The organism is Geodermatophilus sp. SYSU D00691, from assembly GCF_054050275.1.
Map to the genome: position 1 here is coordinate 54363 of NZ_JBJGYZ010000013.1, position 19886 is coordinate 74248.

Below are 19886 nucleotides of genomic sequence, written 5' to 3' on the forward strand. Positions count from 1 at the left end.
CGAAGGGAGACCGACATGCGGAACACCATGACGGCGACGCTGCTCGGGCGGCTGCGGCGGCGGGCGGCGGACCCGCGGCTGAAGCGGCGCCTCTACTTCCGGAGCGCCAGCCTGGACCTGTACCTGCAGATGGCGCTGAGCTACGGCGCGTTCGGCGGCTCCTCGGTCGGGGAGGCGCTCTACGCGTCCTCCCGGGTCGAGGAGCGCGACCTCGACACCTGGATCCGGGCCTGGCAGGAGCTCGGCGAGTCGGCCTACGAGTACGCGAGGGAAGCCGCCGACCGGGGCCACACGGACAGCGCCCGCCAGGGATGGCTCCGGGCGTACACCTACCTGCGCACCGCCACCCACGCCGTCCGTCCCGGCGACGCCCGCTTCCGGCCGCTGTGGGAGCGGGCGGCCGACGCGTTCGGCCGCGCCGCGGGCCTGCTCGACCCGCCGCTCGAGCGGATCTCGGTGCCTGTCGAGGGAGGCGTCCTGCCCGGCTACGTCATGCGTCCGCCCGGCGCCGCGGGCCCGCGGCCCACGCTGCTGCTGTTCGGCGGCGGTGAGACCTACGCCCAGGACATGTACTTCTGGGGCGGCGCCACCGGGACGGCACGCGGCTGGAACGTGGTCGCGGTGGAGGTGCCCGGTCAGGGCTCGACCGCGTTCGACGGCCTGCGCTTCCGTGCCGACGTCGAGGTCGCGGTGTCCCGGATCGTCGACGACGTCCTGGCGCGGCCGGACGTCGACCCCGAGCGGCTGGCCGCGTACGGGCTCAGCCTCGGCGGGTACATCGTGATGCGGGCCGCCGAGCACGACGAGCGGATCCGGGCGGTCGCCGCGAGCACACCCATCGTGGACTGGCACCGGTTGCTGGTGGAGGCGACCCCGCCGGTGCTGCGCCGGTTCCCGGGCCTGCTGGAGCGCGCCACGAGCCGCTTGGGCCGGTTCTTCGACCCCACCCAGCTGGTCGTGTTCGAGAAGTTCTTCCAGTGGCAGGTCGGCGCGGCGACCCTCGGCGAGGCCCTGCGGTCGTTCGAGTCGTGGAAGGTGGACGTCTCCCGCATCCGGGTCCCGGTGCTCGCGATGGTGGGCGAGGGGGAAGGTGCGCCGTTCCGGCGTCAGGCCCGAGAGGTGCACCAGCTGCTGCCCGGTCCCACGGCCCTGCGCAGCTTCCCGGCGTCCACCGGTGCCGATGCCCACTCCCAGGCCAACCACCTCCTGCTGGCGCAGGAGGTCGTGTTCGACTGGCTCGACGAGGCCTTCGGGGTCCCCCGGGCGACGCTGACGACGCTCGTGCCGCGGCCGGCCGTCGCCGAGCCCGCTGCGGCGGACCGGCGGATGAGCCCGAGCGGTCGCAGGTGAGCCCGCACGGGCCTCTGGGAGAAGGAGAAGTGATGCTGGAAGCGCTCGAACGCTGGGTCCGCGCGCGGGTGGCCGGCCTCCCAGGACTGCGGTCCCTGGTGCCCGGAGACGGACCGGACGGGAAGGGGCGGGAGTCACTGTGGTCGCGCCGCAAGACGAAGGTGTTCTTCGACGACCAGGACCTCGACGTCTACCTCTCCTTCGTCCTGGGCCGGGCCGCGTCCCGCGGTGCATCGCTCGGCGAGTGCATCGTGGCCGCCTCGCAGGTGAGACCCCGGGATCCGGCGTCCTGGGCGCGAGCGTGGGCAGCGGTCGCCACCGCCGCTCAGCAGCACGCCGAGTCGCTGGCGGAGCTGGACCCGGTCGGAGCCGGGGACGCGTACCTGCGGGCCGCCGGCTATCACCGCGCGGCGATCTTCGGCCAGGGTGTCGAGGACGCCCGGCAGAGCTACTCGGCGACCGTCCTGGCCTTCCGTCGGTTCGCCTCGCTCGCGGACGCCTCCGTCGAGCCGGTGACGGTCCGGTGGGACTCGTGGGAGTCGCCGGGCTACTTCATCCGGGCCCGCGGGTCGGGCGAGCCCGCTCCGACGATCCTGCTCTTCCTCGGTGGTGAGACGATCGCCGAGGACGCGTGGGCCTGGATCGGGGAGGCCGCGGCCCGACGGGGGTGGAACACGTTCGTCGCCGAACCGCCCAGCTTCCTCGGGTTCCGCGTCTCCAACCCCTCCTACCCGGCCGTCACCTGGCAGACGATCGAGCCGTTCGTGACCCCGTACGTGGACGCGGCCCTGGCGCAACCCGGGGTGGATCCGTCCCGACTGGTCGCCGCCGGCTTCAGCGGCGGGGGCTTCCTGGCCCTCCGGGCGGCCGGGCAGGACCGGCGGATCCGCGCTCTCGTGGCCGACGCTCCCATCGTGGACTTCGACCGGCTGGCGACCGCCGAGTTCCCCGCGGTGCTGCTCTCGGCGCCGAAGGCGGTGGTCGACTCGGTGATCGCCGCTGCCGCCCGACGGGATCCCTTCCTGGCGCTCACGCTCGAGAAGTTCACGTGGCAGTTCGGCGCCGGCGACGTGACCGACTTCTTCGCCGCCTTCGCCGGCACGTCCAACACCGACCTCCTCGCCGGGCTCGACATCCCGGTGCTGGCGCTCACCGGGGAGGGCGAGTCCGCGGAGCAGCGGCAGCAGGCCGACGAGGCGTTCGCGGCGCTGCGGGGACCCAAGCGGCTGCGCGTCTTCACCGCGGCCGAGGGGGCCGAGGCGCACACCCAGGTGAACCACCCCGCACTGATGCAGGAGACCGTCTTCGGGTGGCTGGCGGAGCTGTGGCCGGAGGAAGCGGGCGAGCGGGTGGAGCCGACGGCGCCCGGGACGTAGGCAGGCCGGCGGGGAGCGGAGGGCCGCTTCCGTGCGACGGCCTGCCACGTGGCGCCTACGTGGCCTCGGGGTGCTCACCCAGGAGGTCGTGCAGGAGGGTCTGACGAGCGGCGGGATCGACCACGGCCTCCACCGAGAACGCCAGGGCACCGAGGGCCCCGAGGAACGCCGCGACCTGGACGAGGGCACGCGTGACCACGACCGGCGCGCCGTGGAGGCCGAAGAGGACGTCGGCAGGAGCACTCGTCCACTCCTCCACCAACTGCTCGTCCACCGTGAGCGCTCCGAAGGCGGTGAACCCCGCGAAGAGCGCCGCGCCGAAGCCGACGACCTCGGTGGCGACCCGGGCGGTGGACCGCCTGGTGGTCGACCGGTCGAGCGAGGTGGGGAGGCTCCGCCGCAGTCCGACGGTCGCGACGCCGAGGGCGCCGCCGACGACGACGGTCACCACGAGGAGGAGCCGCGCCGGACCCAGCCGGCCGACGTAGCGCCACGTCTCCGAGGTGACGAACAGGACGAGGAGCAACCCGAGCAGCAGCCGGAGCTCGCGCACCGTGACCAGGACGACGTCGGCCCCCCGGGTCCGCAGCCGTGCCGGCCTCGTCGGAGAGCGCGGATCGGTCATGTGCCGTCTCCTGTCGTCCACTCCTCGAAGGGAGCCGGCGCCGACCGACGCCGTCCCACCTCGGGTCGGCACCATCGCGACCGGCCGAGGACTCCGCAGCCGGAGGGATCGGTGCGTCACGTCGACCCCGGCGGTGGATCCCCGCGAGGGTGGGCGCGGTCGGCGGTGGCGTGGCCGCCCTGCGCGGCGAGCAACCCGGCGTCCTCGCGGACGACCCTGTCGTAGAAGGAGCCCATCAGCTCGCGGAACCGGTCGGGGGCCTGCACCCACGGCAGGTGCCCACAGGCGTCGAGGACCACGTGCTGGGCAGAGGGCAGCCTGCGACGGACGGCGTCGATGCTGGCCCCGTAGATGTCGTCCTGCCCGTAGACGACGAGGACGGGTACGTCGCTGCCGGCGCCGAGGTCGTCGAGCGTCGCGGCCGGCGTGGAGCGGATCGCGGCGACCGTGGCGCGGGCCGGGCGGCTGCGTGCCCCTCGGAGCCAGGACCGGTCCACCGGCGGTGCGGTCGCCGGGTCCGGGAAGTAGTCGGCCCAGACGTGGGCCAGCACGCGGCGGCCCGCGAGGTCCCCGAGCGGGCCGGGGAGGTGCGCGGCGAGCGACCACGCGCCCAGCGCAGCGAACCCGAGCGGGCCGCTCCTGCGGCGGTTGTGGGCCATCACCTCGCGCTGCATGGTGGCCCAGTCGGTACCGACGCCGGCGGAGGAGTTGGCGAGGACGACGCTGCGCACCCGACTCGGGTGCGCGTGCAGGTACAGCTGCGCGAGCAGACCACCCCACGAGTGCCCGAACAGGTGGACGCGTTCCGCGCCGAGTGCACGGCGGATCGCCTCGACGTCGGCGATGTGGTCGGCCAGGCCGTACGAGCCGTCGCCGGTGGAGGCGCCGACGCCGCGCTGGTCGAAGGTCACGGCACGGAACCTGTCGCCGAGGTGGCGGGCGACCGGCTCGAGGTAGTCCGGACAGCCGGGACCGCCGTGGAGGAGCAGGACGACGTCGCCGGACGCGCCGAACTGCCGAGCGGCCAGCACGACCCGGCCGGAGCGCACCCGCCGGTGGGCGGGGACCGGCGGCAAGGAGCGCGGGTCGGCGAGGAAGCGGACGACGGCTGCGGCCTCGTCGCGGACCCGGGCGGCATCGGAGACGTGCCCGCCGGCGGCCAGCCGGTGGACCGCGGCGCCGGGGTAGAGCTCCCGCAGGCGGGTCGCCATGGCTCCGTAGAGCTCGTCACGGTCGGCTTCCAGCAGCAGGACCCGACCGGGCCATGCGGCCAGGTCGGCGGCGGCCATGCGGTCCCGCGCGTGGAAGTCGGCCGCGAGGGCCGACAGCGCCGTCATGCGCGCCTTGGCATCCGGCAGGACACGCTCCTCCAGGTAGGCGGTCCAGGACCTCCGTTCCGCCTCGGGCAGGGACCGGAGCAGGCGGGTGAACGCCATCCGGACCAACCACCGGACGACCGGCGCCGGGAGCGCGCCCAGGATCCGCCGTTGCGCCTCGGCCGACCGCCGCCGGGCGGGGTCGGGGGCGGCCGTGCGGCCCAGCACCAGGTGGTGCGCCCGTGCGGGTGCGGCCCGGACGAGGACCTGCGCCACCATGCCGCCGAAGGAGTTGTCCCAGACGTCCACGGTCGCCAGGCCCTCGGCGTCGAGGACGCCGAGGATGCCCTCGACCAGAGCCGACATCGATCGCAGCGGGGGATAGGTCACCGCGACGACGCGGACGTGGGGCTCGAGCGCCTCGATCACCTGGAACTCGGCCTCCGCCTGCCCGGCGCCGCCGGGGAGGAGCAGGACGACTTGCGGGCCGGTGCCGCTGTGCAGGACCCGCCACTCGTGCCCGTCCACCCGGTGGACCCGGGTGAGGGTGTGCGCGGACGCGGTGATCCCGGTCATGTGGGCGACCTCCCGAATGCCGCCGCGGGCTCGGTCCACGACCTGCCCCGGAGCTGCTTCGAACCCGTGGTGCCCGAGGGATCGTGGCCGAGCCCGGCGAGGTGCAGCAGGGGCCAAGGCCCTGGGGTCCTGCCCGAACGGCTCGACGTCCGGATCCGGTGCGGCCGGTCCCTGGGCTTCGCCGGTGCCGTGCCGCCGGGCCGACAGCCGTGGACCTGCGGCCGGTACGGCGCCATCGTGGCTCCATGCGCCAGGAGGCGACGACGTGCTGCGTGGTCGGTGGTGGGCCGGCGGGGATGATGGCCGGGCTGCTGCTGGCCCGCGCGGGCGTGGACGTGGTGGTCCTGGAGAAGCACGAGGACTTCTTCCGTGACTTCCGCGGCGACACGATCCACCCGGCGACACTGCGGATCCTCGCGGAGCTGGACATGGCCGAGGAGTTCCTCGCTCTGCCGCACACCCGGATGCCGCGGGTGACCATGGAGACGGCGTCCGGGCCCGCGGTGATCGCCGAGTTCACCCGGTTGCGGCCGTACGGGTTCATCGCCTTCGTGCCGCAGTGGGACTTCCTCGACTTCCTGCACGACCGGGCGGAGACCTGGCCCGCCTTCCGCCTCCTCCGGCGGGCCGAGGTGACCGACCTGGTCCTCGACGGTGCCCGCGTCGCCGGCGTGCGCGCCGACACCCCGGACGGGCCGCTCGAGGTCCGCGCCGACCTGGTCCTCGCCGCGGACGGCCGCAACTCCGTCGTCCGCGAGCGCGCCGGGCTCGAGGTGATCTCCACCTCACCCCCGATCGACGTCCTCTGGTTCCGGCTGCCCCGGATGCCCGACGAGGAGATGCCGCTGTTCCGGAGCGAGGGCGACAGCGTCCTGGTCTCCATCGACCGGGGCGCGTACTGGCAGCTCGCGCACGTCATCCCGCACCAGGGGTTCGACCGGGTGAGGGCCCGCGGTCTGCCGGCGTTCCGGGAGGCGGTCGTCGGGCTCGTGCCCACCTTCGACGACCGGGTCGGGGGCCTCACCGACTGGGAGCAGGTGAAGCTGCTCAGCGTGCGGGTGGACCGCCTGCGCACCTGGTACCGCCCGGGCCTGCTGTGCATCGGGGACGCGGCGCACGCCATGTCGCCGGCGGGCGGCGTCGGTATCAACCTCGCCATCCAGGACGCGGTCGCCGCCGCCAACGTCCTGGTGCCCGCCTTCCGGGCCGGCGGTCCGACCGTCGAGGACCTGCGCAGCGTCCAGCGACGGAGGGACACGGCCACCCGCCTGACCCAGGCGTTCCAGATCAGGGTGGTCGGCAACCTCTACCCACGGTCGGGACCGGCCGGTCGCGATCGGCCGGATCCGATCCTGGTCCGCCTGATCCGCCGGCTGCCCCCGCTCAGGCACCTGACCGGCCGGTTCATCGGCATGGGCCTCCGGCCGGAGCACGTGCGCACCGCCGCAGCCATGCCGCTCGGCTGACGTGGTCGGCGGGCACCTCCGCCCGCCGGTGGGACCGTGTCCGCGGTTGCTCAGGCCGTGCTGCGCAGCCGAGCCGCACGGCGCACGTCGACGGCGAGCACCGACGGCAGCCGGAGCAGCCGCTGCTCGAGCAACCGGCTCTCGTCGGTGTCGGCGAAGCAGTCGAGATCCAGACGCCACCGGCCGGCGCCGGCCTCCTCGGCCTCGAGGTGGGTGAAGCGGTGCCCGCGGCCGGTGAGGAGGGCGAGGACGCGCTGGACACCGACGTCGTCGGTGGTGGTGACGGTGAGACGGACGAACTGCGGGAAGTACGCGACGGCGTGCACGGGGATCTCCAGGCGGGCGTGGGTGGGAGGTGCTCCCGATCCGTGCTCACGGACCCGCCGGCTCGAGAGTCAGCCTCCGGCGAGCCCGCTGATAATCACCGTCCTGCGCATGCGGCGAGGTTACCGGCCGCCACGCGACCGCCGGAAGCCCGGCAGGCCGGCGCCGGCAGGATCGCTCAGGCGACGTCTTGACGGCGCTGCGGCGCCGGAGCGGCCGCCGCCCCTCCGGGCAGCACGACGAGCGCCGGCCGCGCGGCGGCCGGGCGGGCCTCGCCGAGCCGGGCGCGCAGCCCCGTGTTCGCGTAGCCGGCCGGCAGCCGGTGGCACTCGTCCAGGACCTGCAGCGGCGGTGCCGGGGCGGGCTCCTGCGCGAGGTGGACGTACACGATGCGGTCCGCGGGGTCGTAGATGTTCATCTCGTCCTCGCCTCCTCCGCGGTGCGTTCCGGACAGGTACAGGATGGCCCCGGGGTACGACAGAACCGGGGTCCTCGGAGGGCGTCCGGTTCACTGGTTCAGACCCTGGTCGGCCGCGGAATTCAGCGGTCTGGCTAGCCTGCTCGGCGTGCCGCTGCTGGGCCCGACGGACCCCCTCCCGCACCGCCCCGCGCGGGTCCTCGTCGCCGGCACCTCGGGGTCGGGGAAGACCACTCTGGCGTCCCGGATCGCGCACGCCCTGGGCAGCGAGCACGTGGAGATCGACGCTCTCTTCCACGGCCCCGGGTGGACGCGGCGGCCGTCGTTCGAGGCCGACGTGCACGACGTCGCCGCGCGGCCCACCTGGGTGACCGAGTGGCAGTACGACAGCGTGCGCGAGCACCTGGCGGAGCGGGCCGACCTGCTGGTCTGGCTGGACCTGCCCCGGCCCGTCGTCATGCGCCAGGTCGTCCGGCGCACGCTCGTCCGGCGGCTGGGGCGCCGGGAGCTCTGGAACGGCAACGTCGAGCCCCCGCTGCGGACGGTCCTCACCGACCCGGAGCACATCGTGCGCTGGGCCTGGACCACCCACGGCCGGACCGGAGCCCGCGTGACCGCGCTGCTCGACCGTCGTCCCGACCTCGTCGTCGTCCGGCTGCCGAGCCGGGCCGAGGTCGCGCGCTGGCTGGACGGGCCGCTGCGCGACCGGTGACCCGGCTACCCGCGCCGGTCGGTCGCCGCGTCGAGCAGCTTCCCGGCGATGCGGGCGAGCTGGTCGACCTCCTCCGGGGCCAGCCGGTCGACCACCAGCCGGCGCACCTCCGCGACGTGTCCCGGGGCGAACCCCTCCACCGCGGCCCGGCCGGCGGGGGTGAGCCGGGTGACCTGGCCGCGCCCGTCCCGCTCCGACGGGCAGCGGACCACCCAGCCGCGGTCCTCCAGCGCGCTGACGGCGTGCGAGAGGCGGCTGGGGGAGGTGGCGGTCAGGCCGGCGAGCTCGCTCATCCGCAGCTGCTGCCCGGGAGCCTCGGAGAGCATGGCCAGGATCTGGTAGTAGACGTGGCCGATCCCGGCGTCCTCGCGCAGCTGCCGGTCCAGCCGCTGCGGCAGCAGCGTCATCAGGCGGACCAGCGGCAGCCAGGCCGCCATCTCCGCCGGCGTCAGCCAGCGGGTCCCCTCCGGAGCGGTCATGCCGCCTGGAAGGAGCGCCTCGACAGCCCGACGCCGTAGCCGTCGAGCCGCGTGACGACCGGCGCGGTCGGGTCGGTGGCCGCCCCCAGGGTGACGAACAGCGGGGTGAAGTGCTCCACCGTCGGGTGCGCGTAGGGCATGCCCGGCGCGGCGCTGCGGAACCGGGCGAGCTCGGCGACGTCGCCGCGGGCCAGGGCGTCGGCGGCCCAGGCGTCGAAGTCGGCCGACCATCCCGGCACCTCGTTCCCGACGAACATCTCGCGGGTCAGGAACGGCAGGCCGTGGGTCATGTGGCCAGAGCCGACGACGAGCACGCCCTGCTCGCGCAGCGGGCGCAGCCGCTCGCCCAGGGCCAGCAGCCGGTCGGGGTCCTCGGTGGGGAGGGACAGCTGCAGCACCGGGACGTCGGCGGCCGGGTACATGATCTTGAGCGGCACCCAGGCGCCGTGGTCGAGGCCGCGGCGGGCGTGCTGGTGCACGTGCTCGGTGTCGGGCACCAGCCCCACGACCTGGCGGGCGAGCTCGCCGGCGTCGGGGGTGTCGTAGCGGAACGTGTGGTAGAGGGGGTCGAACCCGCCGAAGTCGTACACGAGCTCGTCGGGCCGGTCGGCGCTGACCGACAGCGGCGCCGACTCCCAGTGCGCGGAGACGACGAGGATCGCCTTCGGCTTCGGCAGCGAGCGGGCCCAGGCGTGCAGCGGGTCGAGCCACTCCGCGCTCTGGAAGGGCAGCGGGCCGCCGCCGTGGGAGAGGTAGAGGCTGGGCAGCGGCCCGTCCTCCGGCGTCCACACCGCGTGCGGCTGCTCGGCCTCGAGGGCCGCGGCGCGGGTGAGGTGCCGGGCGAAGGGGTGGGCCGCGGGGATGCGCGCGTCGGCGATCGCGGTGGTGGACATGCCGTCTCCTCGGAACTTGAAGTCTCAACAACCGTACGGCGGTTTCGTTGAGACTTCAAGCAGAGACGCGACGGCCCCCGCCCGGGTCTGCGGGCGGGGGCCGTCGTGCTCGGGTCAGCGCAGGTCGAAGCGGTCCAGCTCCATGACCTTGACCCACGCGGTGACGAAGTCCTGGACGAACTTCTCCTTCGCGTCGTCGGACGAGTAGACCTCGACGATGCCGCGGAGGATCGAGTTCGACCCGAAGACGAGGTCGGCCGCGGTGGCGGTGCGGACGACGTTGCCGTCGGCGTCCAGGCCCTCGTAGACGCCCTCGATGTCGACCGACGTCCGCCACGAGACGCCCAGGTCGAGCAGGTTGCGGAAGAAGTCCTGCGACAGCACGCCCGGCCGGTCGGTGAAGACGCCGTGCTGCACGCCGCCGGTGTTCGCGCCGAGCACCCGCAGCCCGCCGACCAGCACCGTCATCTCCTTGGGCGTCAGCTCCAGCATGTACGCCTTGTCGACGAGCAGCGTCTCCGGCCCGATCTTGGTGCCGGGGGAGACCCAGTTGCGGAAGCCGTCGGCCCGCGGCTCCAGCCAGCCGAAGTTCTCGACGTCGGTCTGCTCCTGGGAGGCGTCGGTCCGCCCAGGGGAGAACGGCACGGTGATCTGCACGCCGGCGTCGGCCGCGGCCTTCTCCACCGCCGCGCTGCCGCCGAGCACGATCAGGTCGGCGAGGGAGACCTTCTTCCCCGTCTGCTGCTCGAACTCCGACTTCACCCGCTCGAGCACCGGCAGCACGTCGCGGACGCCCTCGTTGACCGCCCAGTCGATCTGCGGCTCGAGGCGCAGCCGGGCGCCGTTGGCGCCACCGCGCTTGTCGGTGCCGCGGAACGACGCCGCTGCCGACCAGGCCGTGTGCACCAGCTGCGGCACGGAGAGCCCCGCGGAGAGCAGCCGCTGCTTCAGGTCGGCGATCTCGGCCTCGCCGACCAGCTCGTGGTCGACGGCCGGGACCGGGTCCTGCCAGATGAGGTCCTCGGCCGGCACGTCCGGACCGAGGTACCGGCTCTTCGGGCCCATGTCGCGGTGCAGCAGCTTGAACCAGGCGCGGGCGTACTGGTCGGCGAAGTACTCGGGGTCGTCCCGGAACCGCTCGGCGTACGCGCGCAGCTCGGGGTCGACCCGCAGGGCCATGTCGGCCGTGGACATCATCGGCGGGTTCTTCTTGCCCTCGATGTGCGCGTCGGGCACGAGCTCCTGGGCCTCGGGGTTGCTCGGCTGCCACTGCTTGGCGCCGGCCGGGCTCGTGGTGAGCTCCCAGTCCCAGCGGAAGAGCGTCTCCCAGTAGGAGTTGTCCCACGTCGTCGGCGTGGGGGTCCAGGCGCCCTCGAGACCGCTGGTGATCGTGTCGGCGCCCTTGCCCGTGCCGTACTGGCTGATCCAGCCCAGGCCGTTGCCGTGCACCGGGCAGCCCTCGGGCTCGGGGCCGACCAGCTCGGGGTTGCCCGCGCCGTGCGTCTTGCCGAAGGTGTGCCCGCCGCCGATGAGGGCGACGGTCTCCTCGTCGGTCATGCCCATCCGGCGGAAGGTCACCTTGATGTCGTGCGCCGAGGCCAGCGGGTCGGGGTTGCCCTTGGGGCCCTCGGGGTTGACGTAGATCAGGCCCATGGTGACGTTCGCGAGCGGGCCCTCGTCGAGGTTCAGCGGGTCCTCGCCGGCGTAGCGCTCGTCGCCGAGCCAGGTGTCCTCCGGACCCCAGAAGACCTCCTCGGGCTGCCAGGTGTCCTCGCGACCGAAGGCGAAGCCGAAGGTCGGCAGGCCCATGTCGTCGTGCGCGACGTTGCCGGCGAGCACGAGCAGGTCGGCCCAGGAGAGCTTGCGGCCGTACTTCTGCTTGATCGGCAGCAGCAGGCGGCGGGCCTTGTCGAGGCTCGCGTTGTCCGGCCAGCTGTTGAGCGGGGCGAAGCGCTGGGCGCCCTGGCCGCCACCGCCCCGGCCGTCGGCGATGCGGTAGGTGCCGGCCGCGTGCCACGACATGCGGATGAACAACGGGCCGTAGTGGCCCCAGTCGGCCGGCCACCAGTCCTGCGAGGTCCGCATGAGCTGGCGCAGGTCCTGCTTCAGCTCCTCGACGTCGAGCTCGGCGAAGGCCTTCTTGTAGTCGAAGTCCTCACCGAGCGGGTCGGCGTCCTTCGCCGTCTTGTTCAGGACGCCCAGGTCGACCTGGTTCGGCCACCAGTCGCGGTTGGTGCGCGGCCGGCGGTCGGTGTGCGCCTCCGGCGACGGGATCGCCGGGTTCTCGCTCTCGCTGGTGCTCGCGGTCTCGACCTTGTTGTGCTCGTCCTTCACGGTGTGCCTCTCTGTGGTGCGGATCCGTCAGGGTTCGGGGACGTGCGGGCCGAAGCGCAGGCGGGGCAGCGGCCCCACCAGATCACCTCGGCCTCGTCGATCTCGTAGCCGGCGTCGTCGGACGCGGTCAGGCACGGGGCCTCGCCGACCGCGCACGCGACGTCGACGATCGCGCCGCACGAGCGGCAGACGACGTGGTGGTGGTTGTCGCCGGTGTGCATCTCGTAGCGCGCGACCGAGCCGGTCGGCTGGAAGCGCCGGACCAGGCCCGCGTCGGTCAGCACGCGCAGCACGTCGTACACCGCCTGGTGCGACACGTCGCCGGAGTCGCGGCGGACCGCGGCGAGGATCGACTCGGTGTCGGCGTGCGGGTGGTCGTGCACGGCCGCCAGCACCGCGAGCCGCGGGCGCGTCACGCGGAGGGGCACCCCGCGCAGCAGGCGCTCGAGTTCCGCGGCGGTCGGCACCCCTTCACCTAACTCCGAAATCTTGAATGGATCAAGTCCAGCGTCGTCTCATGTTGCGACGCCGTCCCCGCCGGTACGGTGCCGCGACGTGACCGCCACCGTCGTCCGCCCGCTGACCCTCGACGAGGCGCGTGCGCTGATCGCGGGCCCCGAGGAGTTCGGCCGCCGCACCGGGCTGGGCGTCGCCGAGGGGTACCTGGAGTTCCCCGAGGCGCTGCCGGCCACGGTGGAGGCGCTCGCGGCGGGGACGCCCCCGGAGTGGTTCAGCCACCTGATCGTCGACCCGGACGCGGACCTGGTCGTCGGCCTGGGCGGGTTCACCGGCCCGCCGCAGGACGGCGCGGTGGAGATCGGCTACAGCGTCGCCCCGGCGCACCAGGGCCGCGGCCACGCCACGCGGGCCGCCCGGGCGTGGGTGGAGGCGGCGCGGCGGGCCGGCGTGGCCACCGTCCGGGCGCACACCCTGGCGCAGGAGAACCCCTCGACGGCCGTCCTGGCGCGGGTCGGGTTCGCGCGCGTGGCCGAGCTGCACGACGCGGAGGAGGGCGACCTCTGGCGGTGGGAGCTGGCGCTCTAAGCCGTGCCGGCGGCCCGGTCGCGGGGCATCAGCGCGACGGCGGCGAGCATGACCAGCGACACCGCGGCCGTGGCCAGGAAGACCTGGTGGACGGCGGTGCTCAGCGGCCCGGGCAGCACGTCGCCGCTCTCCACCGACGTCGTGCCCAGGGAGGCGTTCACCACCGCGCCGAACACGGCGACCCCCACCGCGCTGCCCAGCGAGCGGAAGAACATGTTCGCCGCGGTCACCACCCCGCGCTGCTCCCAGGGCACCGCGGACTGCGCGGCGATCAGCGTGGGGGCGGCGGTGAAGCCCATGCCCAGGCCGATCACGAAGCAGGTGGCGCCCACCTGGAGGACGCTGGTGCCCTCGTCGAGCAGGAGCAGCAGCCCGCTACCCAGCACCGCCACCGCGGCCCCGATCAGCGACGTCCGGCGGATGCCGATCCGCAGGTACACCCGCCCGGCCTGCGAGGCCGACAGCGGCCAGCCGAGCGTCAGCGCCGCCAGCGCGAACCCGGCCACCAGCGGACCCGTGCCCAGCGCCACCTGGGCGAACGTCGGCACGTACGTGGTGAGCCCGAGGAGGATGGCGCCCACGCAGGCGGCCACCAGGCTCGTGGTCACGATCAGCCGGTCGCCCAGCAGCCGCAGCGGCACGACGGGGTCGGCGGCGCGCCGTTCGACCAGCACGAACACGGCCAGCAGCGCCGCGCCCGAGCCGAGGACGGCGATGCTCGGCGCCGAGCCCCACGCCCACGCCTGGCCGCCCTCGAGCAGGCCGAGGATCACCAGCGTGAGGCCGCCGGTGAGCACGACCGCGCCCGCGTAGTCGATCCGCGGCCGGCGGCGCTCCACCTGCTCGGTGAAGCGCAGGGCGATCATCGCGCCGGCGACCAGGCAGAGCGGGATGTTGACGAAGAAGATCCAGCGCCAGCTGACGTACTCGGAGAAGACCCCGCCCAGGGTCGGGCCGACGACGGCCGAGATCGCCCACACGCTGGCGACGTAGCCCTGCACCCGCGCACGCTCGGCCAGCGTGTAGAGGTCCCCGACGATGGTCATCGACATCGGCTGGACGGCGCCGGCACCCAGCCCCTGGACGGCGCGGAAGGCGATGAGCGCCCACATGTTCCAGGCCAGGCCGCAGAGCACCGAGCCGAGGAGGAACAGCCCGATCCCGGCGAGCATCACCGGCTTGCGGCCGAACAGGTCGGCGAGCTTGCCGTAGACCGGGACGGTGACCGCCTGCGCCAGCAGGTAGACCGAGAACAGCCACGGGAACTCGGCGAAGCCGCCGAGGCTGTCGACGATCGACGGGACGGCGGTGGCGATGATCGTCGAGTCGATCGCGACCAGGCCGGTGGAGAGCATGACGCCGATGAGCACCGGGCCGCGCTCCGACCGGAACCCCACCCCGGACGACGCCGGGCTCCCCGACGTCGGGGAGCCCGGGACGGTGCTGCGTGCGGCGGGGCGTCTCACTCCTCCATTCGTACCCGCGTCCCCGCCCGCAGGAGCACCCAGGTGAGCAGGGCCACGACCACGCCGAGGGCCGTGATCCCCCAGGCGACGGTGCCGAGCGCCGGGAACTCCGCGCCGATCCGCGCCCGCACGTCGACGATCCCGGAGCCGTCGGCGTTCATGACCACGAACACCCACTCGCCGTCGTCCGGACGCCAGTCGACCTGCTGCGTGCCGGGGCCCTCGGCGCGGGCGAGCCAGAAGTCCTGGGCGCCGGGCGCGGCGGCCGGCGCGCCGCCGGGCAGCTCGTCGTCCGGGCCGGCGGGGGAGTCGAACCCGAGGGCGTCGACCTCGGTGCGCCGGACGTCGCCGAGGTAGGCCGCCGCGTCGGCCGGCCGGGCGATCCCGACGAAGACCGCGCGGTCGTCGACGGGGGTGACCTCGACCCGCGCCTCGCCGACGGCCGCCGACACCGGCAGCCAGTCCGGGCCGGCGACCAGCTCGGCCCGCTCGCTCACGAGCGCGTACCCGGACGAGGTGAACCGGTCCTGGGGCGAGACGACGACGCCGTCCTCGCGGCCGACGCCGTGCGCCCAGAGCAGGACGCCGCCGCCGACGAGCAGGCCCAGCGCCGGCAGCACGAGCAGGCAGCCGAGGACGAGGGCCACGATGCGCCCGGCGCGGCCGGGGCGCCGCGCGGGAGCGCGGGGTGGGGGAGCGGTGGTGACCATGGGGACCTCCCGGTGGGGATCGGACGACTCGAGCCTCGCCGGGCGCGTCCCCGCCCACGAGCCCCGCGAGGAGCCGGTCGCTCCCTCGCGCGGGGGAGGCAGGTCGCCTCGCGCGGGGGGTCCTCCCGCGGCGCTTCCGGCGGGACCATGGGAGGTGTCGCCGTCAGCCCGGCGCTGGGCCGGGACCCGTGGGGACGCCTGGCTGGCCGCCGGGCTCGTCGTGCTGTCGCTGTCGTCGGTGCTGGCGATGCCCGCCGGCGACCCCTACCGCCCGGTCGACGCGGCCACGCTGCTGCTCGCCGCGATCGGCCCGGCCGCGCTGGTCTGGCGGTCGACCGCGCCGCTGGCCGCGCTGGGCGTGGCCGGCGCCGCGATCCTCGCCAACGCGGCGCTCGGGGCCGCCATCGGCTTCCTCGAGTGGCCGGCCTGGATCGCGCTGTTCAGCTCGTTCGACGTCGGGGGCCGGCGCGTCCGGGTGGCCGCGGCGGCGATCACCGTGGTGTCCATCGCCGGCTGGGTGGTCCTCGACCGGGCGCACCCGGTGGGGTCGGTGCCCGGGATCGTCATCCACTTCCTGATCGCCGCGGTGATCGGTGACCTGAGCAGCCGGCGCACCCGCGCCCGGGTCGCCGAGGCACGCCGGGCGGCGGAGAGCGAGCAGCACGCGCTGGCCGCCGAGCGGCTGCTGCTCACCGAGCGGGGCCGGCTGGCCCGCGAGCTGCACGACTCCCTCGGCCACACGGTCAACGTGGTGGTGCTGCAGGCCGGGGTGGGCCGGCGGGTGTTCGACGACGACCCCGGCTACGCGCGGGAGGCGCTGGCCTCTATCGAGACCGCCGGCCGGGCGGCGCTCGACGAGCTCGACCGCCTGCTGCGGGTGCTCCAGCCCGACGGGCGCGGCTCGCCCGAGGCGTTCGCGCCCACGTCGGAGGACCTGGTGGAGCTGGTCGAGCGGGTGCGGTCGACCGGGCGGGAGGTCGAGCTGCGCGCCGACGCCGGCGACCTGCCGGCCGGGGCCGCGCGGGCGGTGCACCGGATCGTGCAGGAGGCGCTGACCAACGCCGTCCGGCACACCGCGGCCGGCCGGATCCGGGTGGAGATCGCCCGGCAGGGCGCCGACGTGCTGCTCGAGGTGACCAACGAGTGCGACCCGGTGGCCGCGCCGGTGCCCGGCCACGGGCTGGTCAACATGCGCGAGCGGGCCCGCCTGGAGGGCGGCGTGCTGGAGGCCGGACCGATCGAGGGCGGCTTCCGCGTGCACGCGGTGCTGCCCGTGGCCGCGGCGGTGGCCCCGTGATCCGGGTGCTGCTCGCCGACGACGACGGGCTGGTGCGCAGCGGGCTGCGGGCGCTGCTCGGCGGCGAGCCGGACCTCACCGTGGTGGGCGAGGCGGCCGACGGCCGGGAGGCGGTGGAGCGGGCGCGGTCGCTGCTGCCCGACGTCGTCCTCATGGACGTGCGGATGCCGCGGCTGGACGGCGTCGCCGCCACCCGGGAGATCGCGCGCTGGCCGCGCCGGCCGCGGGTGCTCGTGCTGACCACGTTCGACCTCGACGAGGTCGTCGACGACGCGCTGGACGCCGGCGCCGACGGCTTCCTGCTCAAGCGGGCCACCCCCGAGGAGCTGGTGGCGGGGATCCGCACCGTCGTCGCCGGCGACGCGCTGGTGGCGCCCGCGGTGACCCGGCGGCTGCTGGCCGCCTACGCCGCCCGCAGGCCGCCCGACCGCGAGCGGCTGCGCCGGGCGGCCCGGCTCACCGACCGCGAGGCGGAGGTGCTGCGCGCACTGGCCGAGGGGCTGTCGAACGCCGAGATCGCCGGCCGGGTGCAGGTCGCACCGGAGACGGTGAAGACCCACCTGAAGAGCATCCTGGCCAAGCTCGGCGTCCGGGACCGCACGCAGGCGGTCGTCTGGGCCTACCGCACCGGCTTCGCCGGCCCGGGGTGAGCCGTCACTGCACGCCGAGGCGGGCGATCGGCTCGACCAGCTCCCGCTCCTCGTAGGACAGGTGCGACAGCAGCGTGTCGCCGAGCAGGTCGACGGCGGCGCGCAGGCCGTCGAGGCCGCCGTCCCCCGAGACCAGCGCGACCAGCGCCCGGTCGACGCCCTCGAGGACGTCGTGGATGACTGCGTGCTCCTACTCGAGCCGGTCGATCACCGGCGCCAGCCGCGGGTCGCCCGCCCGCAGGTGCGGGAACAGCGAGCGGTCCTCGAGGGTGTGGTGGGTGGTCACCACGCGGCAGTAGGCCTCGCAGTAGGTGCCCAGCGTCCAGTTGTTCTGCCGCATGGTCATCGTGTTGATGTGCGACCGGGCGGTGCCCACGTCCACCGTCCCGGCGGCGACCTGCTCGACGAGGTCCTGCACCTGGGCGAGCTCGGCGCGCAGGTGGTCGTGGACGTCGACGAGGTGCTGGCCGGCCGCCTGCTCGTGCGCGGTGTAGGTGCGCCGCGGGTCGCGGGCCGGGCCGGTGGGCCGTTCGGTCTCGTCCCACAGCCGGGTGCTGCTGCGGCGCGTCCCGTCGTCCGGGGTGGGGACGACGGCGAACGCGCCGACGGCGACCACCGGCCGCGCCGCAGGCGCCGCGGGGATCCCCGACCGCTCGGCCGCCACCAGCTCCCGCACGCCGGGGGCGACCTCGGCGGCGAACCGGCGCAGGTCGTCGGGGTCGTCGCTGCCGAGGATGAACGTGCTCACCCCGTCGCGGAGGGCCAGCTCGGCGAGCTCCTCGGCCCACTGCTCGGCGGGCCCGTGCAGCCGCCCGCGGCCGGTGGCGGCGAACCGGCCGCTGACGTTGAGCAGCCGACGCACGTCCGCGGGCTCGCGGCCCGCCTCCAGCGCGGCGTCGTCGACGATCGCGTTGCCGGCGGCGAGGTCGCCGGGCTGCAGGTAGGACAGCGACGGCAGCCAGCCGTCGGCCCGGCGGCCGGTGAGCCCCAGCATCTTCGGCTTGTAGGCGCCCAGCCAGATGCCGACGTCGTGCGCGGGCGCCGGGCCGCGCTCGGCGCCGACCACGCGGTGGAACTCGCCGTCGACGCGGACGCCGCCGCGCGCGTCGGCGTCCCACACCTGCCGGACCACCTCGATCGCCTCCTCCAGCGCGCGCACGCCCTGGCCGGCGGTGAGCCGGCGACCGCCCATGGCCTCGATGGCGTCCCAGAACGCGCCGGCGCCCAGGCCGAGCTCGACCCGGCCGCCGCTGAGCAGGTCGAGGCCGGCCACGCTGCGGGCCAGCACGGCCGGCGGGCGCAGCGGCAGGTTGGTGACGTTGGCCGCCACGTGCACGCGCTCGGTGCGGGCCGCGACCCAGGACAGCAGCGTCCAGGTGTCGAGGAAGGCCGGCTGGTAGGGGTGGTCCTGGAAGGTGACCAGGTCCAGGCCCACCTGCTCGGCGAGGACGGCGAGCCCGACCACCCGCGCGGGCTCGCCGTTCGCCGGGGTGAGGAAGGCGCCGAACGAGAGAGGGTGACCGTAGTCGGACATGTGCTGCCAATCGTCTGCGAGACAGAACATCTGCAATGTACAACGTCTGCGCTGCCGCGCTACGCTGGTGCGGTGACCGCCGACGGCCGCCTCGACGCCGACCTGGGCTGGATGCTCGGCGTCGTCTTCCGCGGTTACGCGCAGGCCGCCGGGCACGTGCTCGCCGACCTGCCCGGCGGGCCGCGCGGCTACCAGGTGCTCACCGCGGCGGTGGGGGAGCCGGCGCGCAACCAGGGCGCGATCGGGGCCGAGCTCGGCATCGACCGGACGGTGCTCACCTACCTGATCGACGACCTCGAGCGGCAGGACCTGGTGGAGCGCCGGCCCGATCCCGCCGACCGGCGCAGCCGGCTCGTGGTCGCCACCGACACCGGCCGCGCCGCCTGGCAGGAGCGCCGCGACGCGCTGCGCCGGGTCGAGGCGCACGTGCTGGGCCCGCTGCCGGCGGCCGAGGCCGAGACGTTCCGCGCCCTGCTGCAGAAGGTGGCCTGCGGCTGGCAGGCCCTCGACCCGCTCCGCGACCTGTGCGCGGTGGTCGAGACGGCCGGGGACCGGCCGGACCGCTAGCGGCCGGCGAGCGCCCGGTCGACGGCGGCGGGCAGCGGCCCGTTCAGCGTCGGCCCGTGGCCCGGGACCAGCGTGTCCGCCGGCACCGTGCGCAGCCGGTCGAGGGCGGCGGCCAACTGCCGCTCGTCCTCGTTGAACACCCCCGGCAGCAGCTGCGGCCCCTCGGGCAGGCGGGAGAGGGGGTGGCCGGTGACCAGCGCGTCACCGGAGAACAGCACGCCCGCTCCCGGGTGCAGGTAGGCGGTGTGCCCGCTGGTGTGGCCCGGGGTGGCGACCGGGACGAGCCGGCCGGGGACGTCGAGCGGGACGTCGGCGGGGACGGCGACGACGTCGGGCAGGGCCATGCGCACGTGCGGGAGCACGGCCCGCAGCGTCTGCGCGACCCACGTGACGCCGGCCCGCGAGCGGCACTGGCCGAGCATCTCGAGCGGCGTGATCTGCTGCAGGTACTCGCGGCGGGCGTGCCGGGCCTCCTCGGCGCCGGTGTGCACGGGCGCGCCGGACCTGCGCGCCAGCGCCGGGATCCCGCCCATGTGGTCGAGGTGGGCGTGGGTCAGCACGATCGCGGCGACGTCCTGGGGGTTCCGCCCGATCGCGGCCAGGGACCGCACGACGGAGGCGGCGTCGTTGGGGTAGCCGGCGTCGACCAGGGTGACGGCGTCCCCCTCGACGACGAGCGCCCAGTTGACGTTGGTGCCGGTGACCATGGTGATCTCGCCGGTGACCCTCGTGAGCCGCACCGCCCGACC

General features: G+C 74.9%; 20 protein-coding genes. 8 read left to right on the top strand and 12 right to left on the bottom strand.

Annotation, left to right across the window (positions count from 1 at the left end):
* Positions 1-15 precede the first annotated feature (15 nt).
* Positions 16-1350, top strand: a complete 1335-nt coding sequence (locus ACI797_RS11820; protein WP_456858798.1) for an alpha/beta hydrolase family protein — start codon at positions 16-18, stop codon at positions 1348-1350.
* Between the two features lie 32 nt (positions 1351-1382).
* Positions 1383-2726, top strand: a complete 1344-nt coding sequence (locus ACI797_RS11825; RefSeq protein WP_456858799.1) for an alpha/beta hydrolase family protein — start codon at positions 1383-1385, stop codon at positions 2724-2726.
* 55 nt (positions 2727-2781) lie between these two features.
* On the opposite strand, the gene ACI797_RS11830 is transcribed toward ACI797_RS11825, so the two are convergent.
* A complete protein-coding gene (locus ACI797_RS11830; protein ID WP_456858801.1) occupies positions 2782-3351 on the bottom strand; it encodes a hypothetical protein in 570 nt (189 codons plus the stop codon).
* Between the two features lie 116 nt (positions 3352-3467).
* A complete protein-coding gene (locus ACI797_RS11835) occupies positions 3468-5243 on the bottom strand; it encodes an alpha/beta fold hydrolase (RefSeq protein WP_456858802.1) in 1776 nt (591 codons plus the stop codon).
* Positions 5244-5488: 245 nt separating this feature from the next.
* Between ACI797_RS11835 and ACI797_RS11840 the strand changes: the two genes are divergently transcribed.
* Entirely contained in the window at positions 5489-6709 is a 1221-nt protein-coding gene (locus tag ACI797_RS11840) for an FAD-dependent oxidoreductase (RefSeq protein WP_456858803.1), read from the top strand.
* 50 nt (positions 6710-6759) lie between these two features.
* On the opposite strand, the gene ACI797_RS11845 is transcribed toward ACI797_RS11840, so the two are convergent.
* Positions 6760-7035 (bottom strand): hypothetical protein, encoded by a 276-nt coding sequence (locus ACI797_RS11845; RefSeq protein WP_456858804.1) that lies wholly within the window; start codon positions 7033-7035, stop codon positions 6760-6762.
* A gap of 176 nt (positions 7036-7211) precedes the next feature.
* On the bottom strand, positions 7212-7451 hold the full coding sequence (locus tag ACI797_RS11850; RefSeq protein WP_456858806.1) for a hypothetical protein: 240 nt from the start codon (positions 7449-7451) through the stop codon (positions 7212-7214).
* A 148-nt stretch (positions 7452-7599) separates the two neighbouring features.
* Between ACI797_RS11850 and ACI797_RS11855 the strand changes: the two genes are divergently transcribed.
* Complete coding sequence (locus ACI797_RS11855) at positions 7600-8163, top strand: hypothetical protein (RefSeq protein ID WP_456858808.1); 564 nt, start codon at positions 7600-7602, stop codon at positions 8161-8163.
* Positions 8164-8168: 5 nt separating this feature from the next.
* On the opposite strand, the gene ACI797_RS11860 is transcribed toward ACI797_RS11855, so the two are convergent.
* The 4 genes from ACI797_RS11860 to ACI797_RS11875 form a co-directional block, all read right to left on the bottom strand.
* Positions 8169-8642 carry a MarR family winged helix-turn-helix transcriptional regulator gene (locus ACI797_RS11860; RefSeq protein WP_456858809.1) on the bottom strand — a complete coding sequence of 158 codons (474 nt, stop codon included), beginning with the start codon at positions 8640-8642 and terminating at the stop codon, positions 8169-8171.
* On the bottom strand, positions 8639-9535 hold the full coding sequence (locus tag ACI797_RS11865) for a dioxygenase family protein (protein ID WP_456858810.1): 897 nt from the start codon (positions 9533-9535) through the stop codon (positions 8639-8641). Before ACI797_RS11865 ends, ACI797_RS11860 begins: the two co-directional genes overlap by 4 nt.
* Positions 9536-9649: 114 nt before the next feature.
* A complete protein-coding gene (gene katG, locus ACI797_RS11870; protein ID WP_456858812.1) occupies positions 9650-11869 on the bottom strand; it encodes a catalase/peroxidase HPI in 2220 nt (739 codons plus the stop codon).
* Positions 11866-12336, bottom strand: coding sequence for a Fur family transcriptional regulator (locus ACI797_RS11875; RefSeq protein WP_456858814.1), 471 nt, complete (start codon positions 12334-12336; stop codon positions 11866-11868). Before ACI797_RS11875 ends, katG begins: the two co-directional genes overlap by 4 nt.
* A gap of 88 nt (positions 12337-12424) precedes the next feature.
* Here ACI797_RS11875 and ACI797_RS11880 point away from each other — a divergent pair, with 88 nt between their 5' ends.
* Complete coding sequence (locus ACI797_RS11880; protein ID WP_456858815.1) at positions 12425-12913, top strand: GNAT family N-acetyltransferase; 489 nt, start codon at positions 12425-12427, stop codon at positions 12911-12913.
* Here the strand turns inward: ACI797_RS11880 and ACI797_RS11885 are convergent.
* Together ACI797_RS11885 and ACI797_RS11890 are read right to left on the bottom strand one after the other, a co-directional pair.
* Entirely contained in the window at positions 12910-14310 is a 1401-nt protein-coding gene (locus tag ACI797_RS11885; protein WP_456858816.1) for an MDR family MFS transporter, read from the bottom strand. The genes ACI797_RS11880 and ACI797_RS11885 overlap by 4 nt on opposite strands.
* A gap of 65 nt (positions 14311-14375) precedes the next feature.
* Positions 14376-15089, bottom strand: a complete 714-nt coding sequence (locus tag ACI797_RS11890; protein ID WP_456858817.1) for a hypothetical protein — start codon at positions 15087-15089, stop codon at positions 14376-14378.
* A gap of 154 nt (positions 15090-15243) precedes the next feature.
* On the opposite strand from ACI797_RS11890, the gene ACI797_RS11895 reads away from it, so the two are divergent.
* Positions 15244-16386, top strand: a complete 1143-nt coding sequence (locus ACI797_RS11895; protein ID WP_456858818.1) for a sensor histidine kinase — start codon at positions 15244-15246, stop codon at positions 16384-16386.
* Positions 16383-17036, top strand: a complete 654-nt coding sequence (locus ACI797_RS11900; RefSeq protein WP_456858819.1) for a response regulator — start codon at positions 16383-16385, stop codon at positions 17034-17036. The genes ACI797_RS11895 and ACI797_RS11900 overlap by 4 nt, the downstream gene beginning before the upstream one ends.
* Before the next feature lie 190 nt (positions 17037-17226).
* Here the strand turns inward: ACI797_RS11900 and ACI797_RS11905 are convergent, their stop codons facing one another.
* A complete protein-coding gene (locus ACI797_RS11905) occupies positions 17227-18570 on the bottom strand; it encodes an LLM class flavin-dependent oxidoreductase (protein WP_456858820.1) in 1344 nt (447 codons plus the stop codon).
* A 72-nt stretch (positions 18571-18642) separates the two neighbouring features.
* Here ACI797_RS11905 and ACI797_RS11910 point away from each other — a divergent pair, with 72 nt between their 5' ends.
* Entirely contained in the window at positions 18643-19137 is a 495-nt protein-coding gene (locus tag ACI797_RS11910) for a MarR family winged helix-turn-helix transcriptional regulator (RefSeq protein WP_456858821.1), read from the top strand.
* Here the strand turns inward: ACI797_RS11910 and ACI797_RS11915 are convergent.
* Positions 19134-19877 carry an MBL fold metallo-hydrolase gene (locus tag ACI797_RS11915; protein WP_456858822.1) on the bottom strand — a complete coding sequence of 248 codons (744 nt, stop codon included), beginning with the start codon at positions 19875-19877 and terminating at the stop codon, positions 19134-19136. The two genes, ACI797_RS11910 and ACI797_RS11915, sit on opposite strands and share 4 nt — an antisense overlap.
* Positions 19878-19886 lie beyond the last annotated feature (9 nt).

Bases quoted from the DNA above. Each gene is read 5' to 3' on its own strand.
- ACI797_RS11835 (WP_456858802.1), bottom strand. From the start codon at position 5,243: ATGACCGGGATCACCGCGTCCGCGCACACCCTCACCCGGGTCCACCGG.
- ACI797_RS11890 (WP_456858817.1), bottom strand. From the start codon at position 15,089: ATGGTCACCACCGCTCCCCCACCCCGCGCTCCCGCGCGGCGCCCCGGC.
- ACI797_RS11905 (WP_456858820.1), bottom strand. From the start codon at position 18,570: ATGTCCGACTACGGTCACCCTCTCTCGTTCGGCGCCTTCCTCACCCCG.
- ACI797_RS11830 (WP_456858801.1), bottom strand. From the start codon at position 3,351: ATGACCGATCCGCGCTCTCCGACGAGGCCGGCACGGCTGCGGACCCGG.
- ACI797_RS11850 (WP_456858806.1), bottom strand. From the start codon at position 7,451: ATGAACATCTACGACCCCGCGGACCGCATCGTGTACGTCCACCTCGCG.
- ACI797_RS11820 (WP_456858798.1), top strand. From the start codon at position 16: ATGCGGAACACCATGACGGCGACGCTGCTCGGGCGGCTGCGGCGGCGG.
- ACI797_RS11865 (WP_456858810.1), bottom strand. From the start codon at position 9,535: ATGTCCACCACCGCGATCGCCGACGCGCGCATCCCCGCGGCCCACCCC.
- ACI797_RS11840 (WP_456858803.1), top strand. From the start codon at position 5,489: ATGCGCCAGGAGGCGACGACGTGCTGCGTGGTCGGTGGTGGGCCGGCG.
- ACI797_RS11825 (WP_456858799.1), top strand. From the start codon at position 1,383: ATGCTGGAAGCGCTCGAACGCTGGGTCCGCGCGCGGGTGGCCGGCCTC.
- ACI797_RS11860 (WP_456858809.1), bottom strand. From the start codon at position 8,642: ATGACCGCTCCGGAGGGGACCCGCTGGCTGACGCCGGCGGAGATGGCG.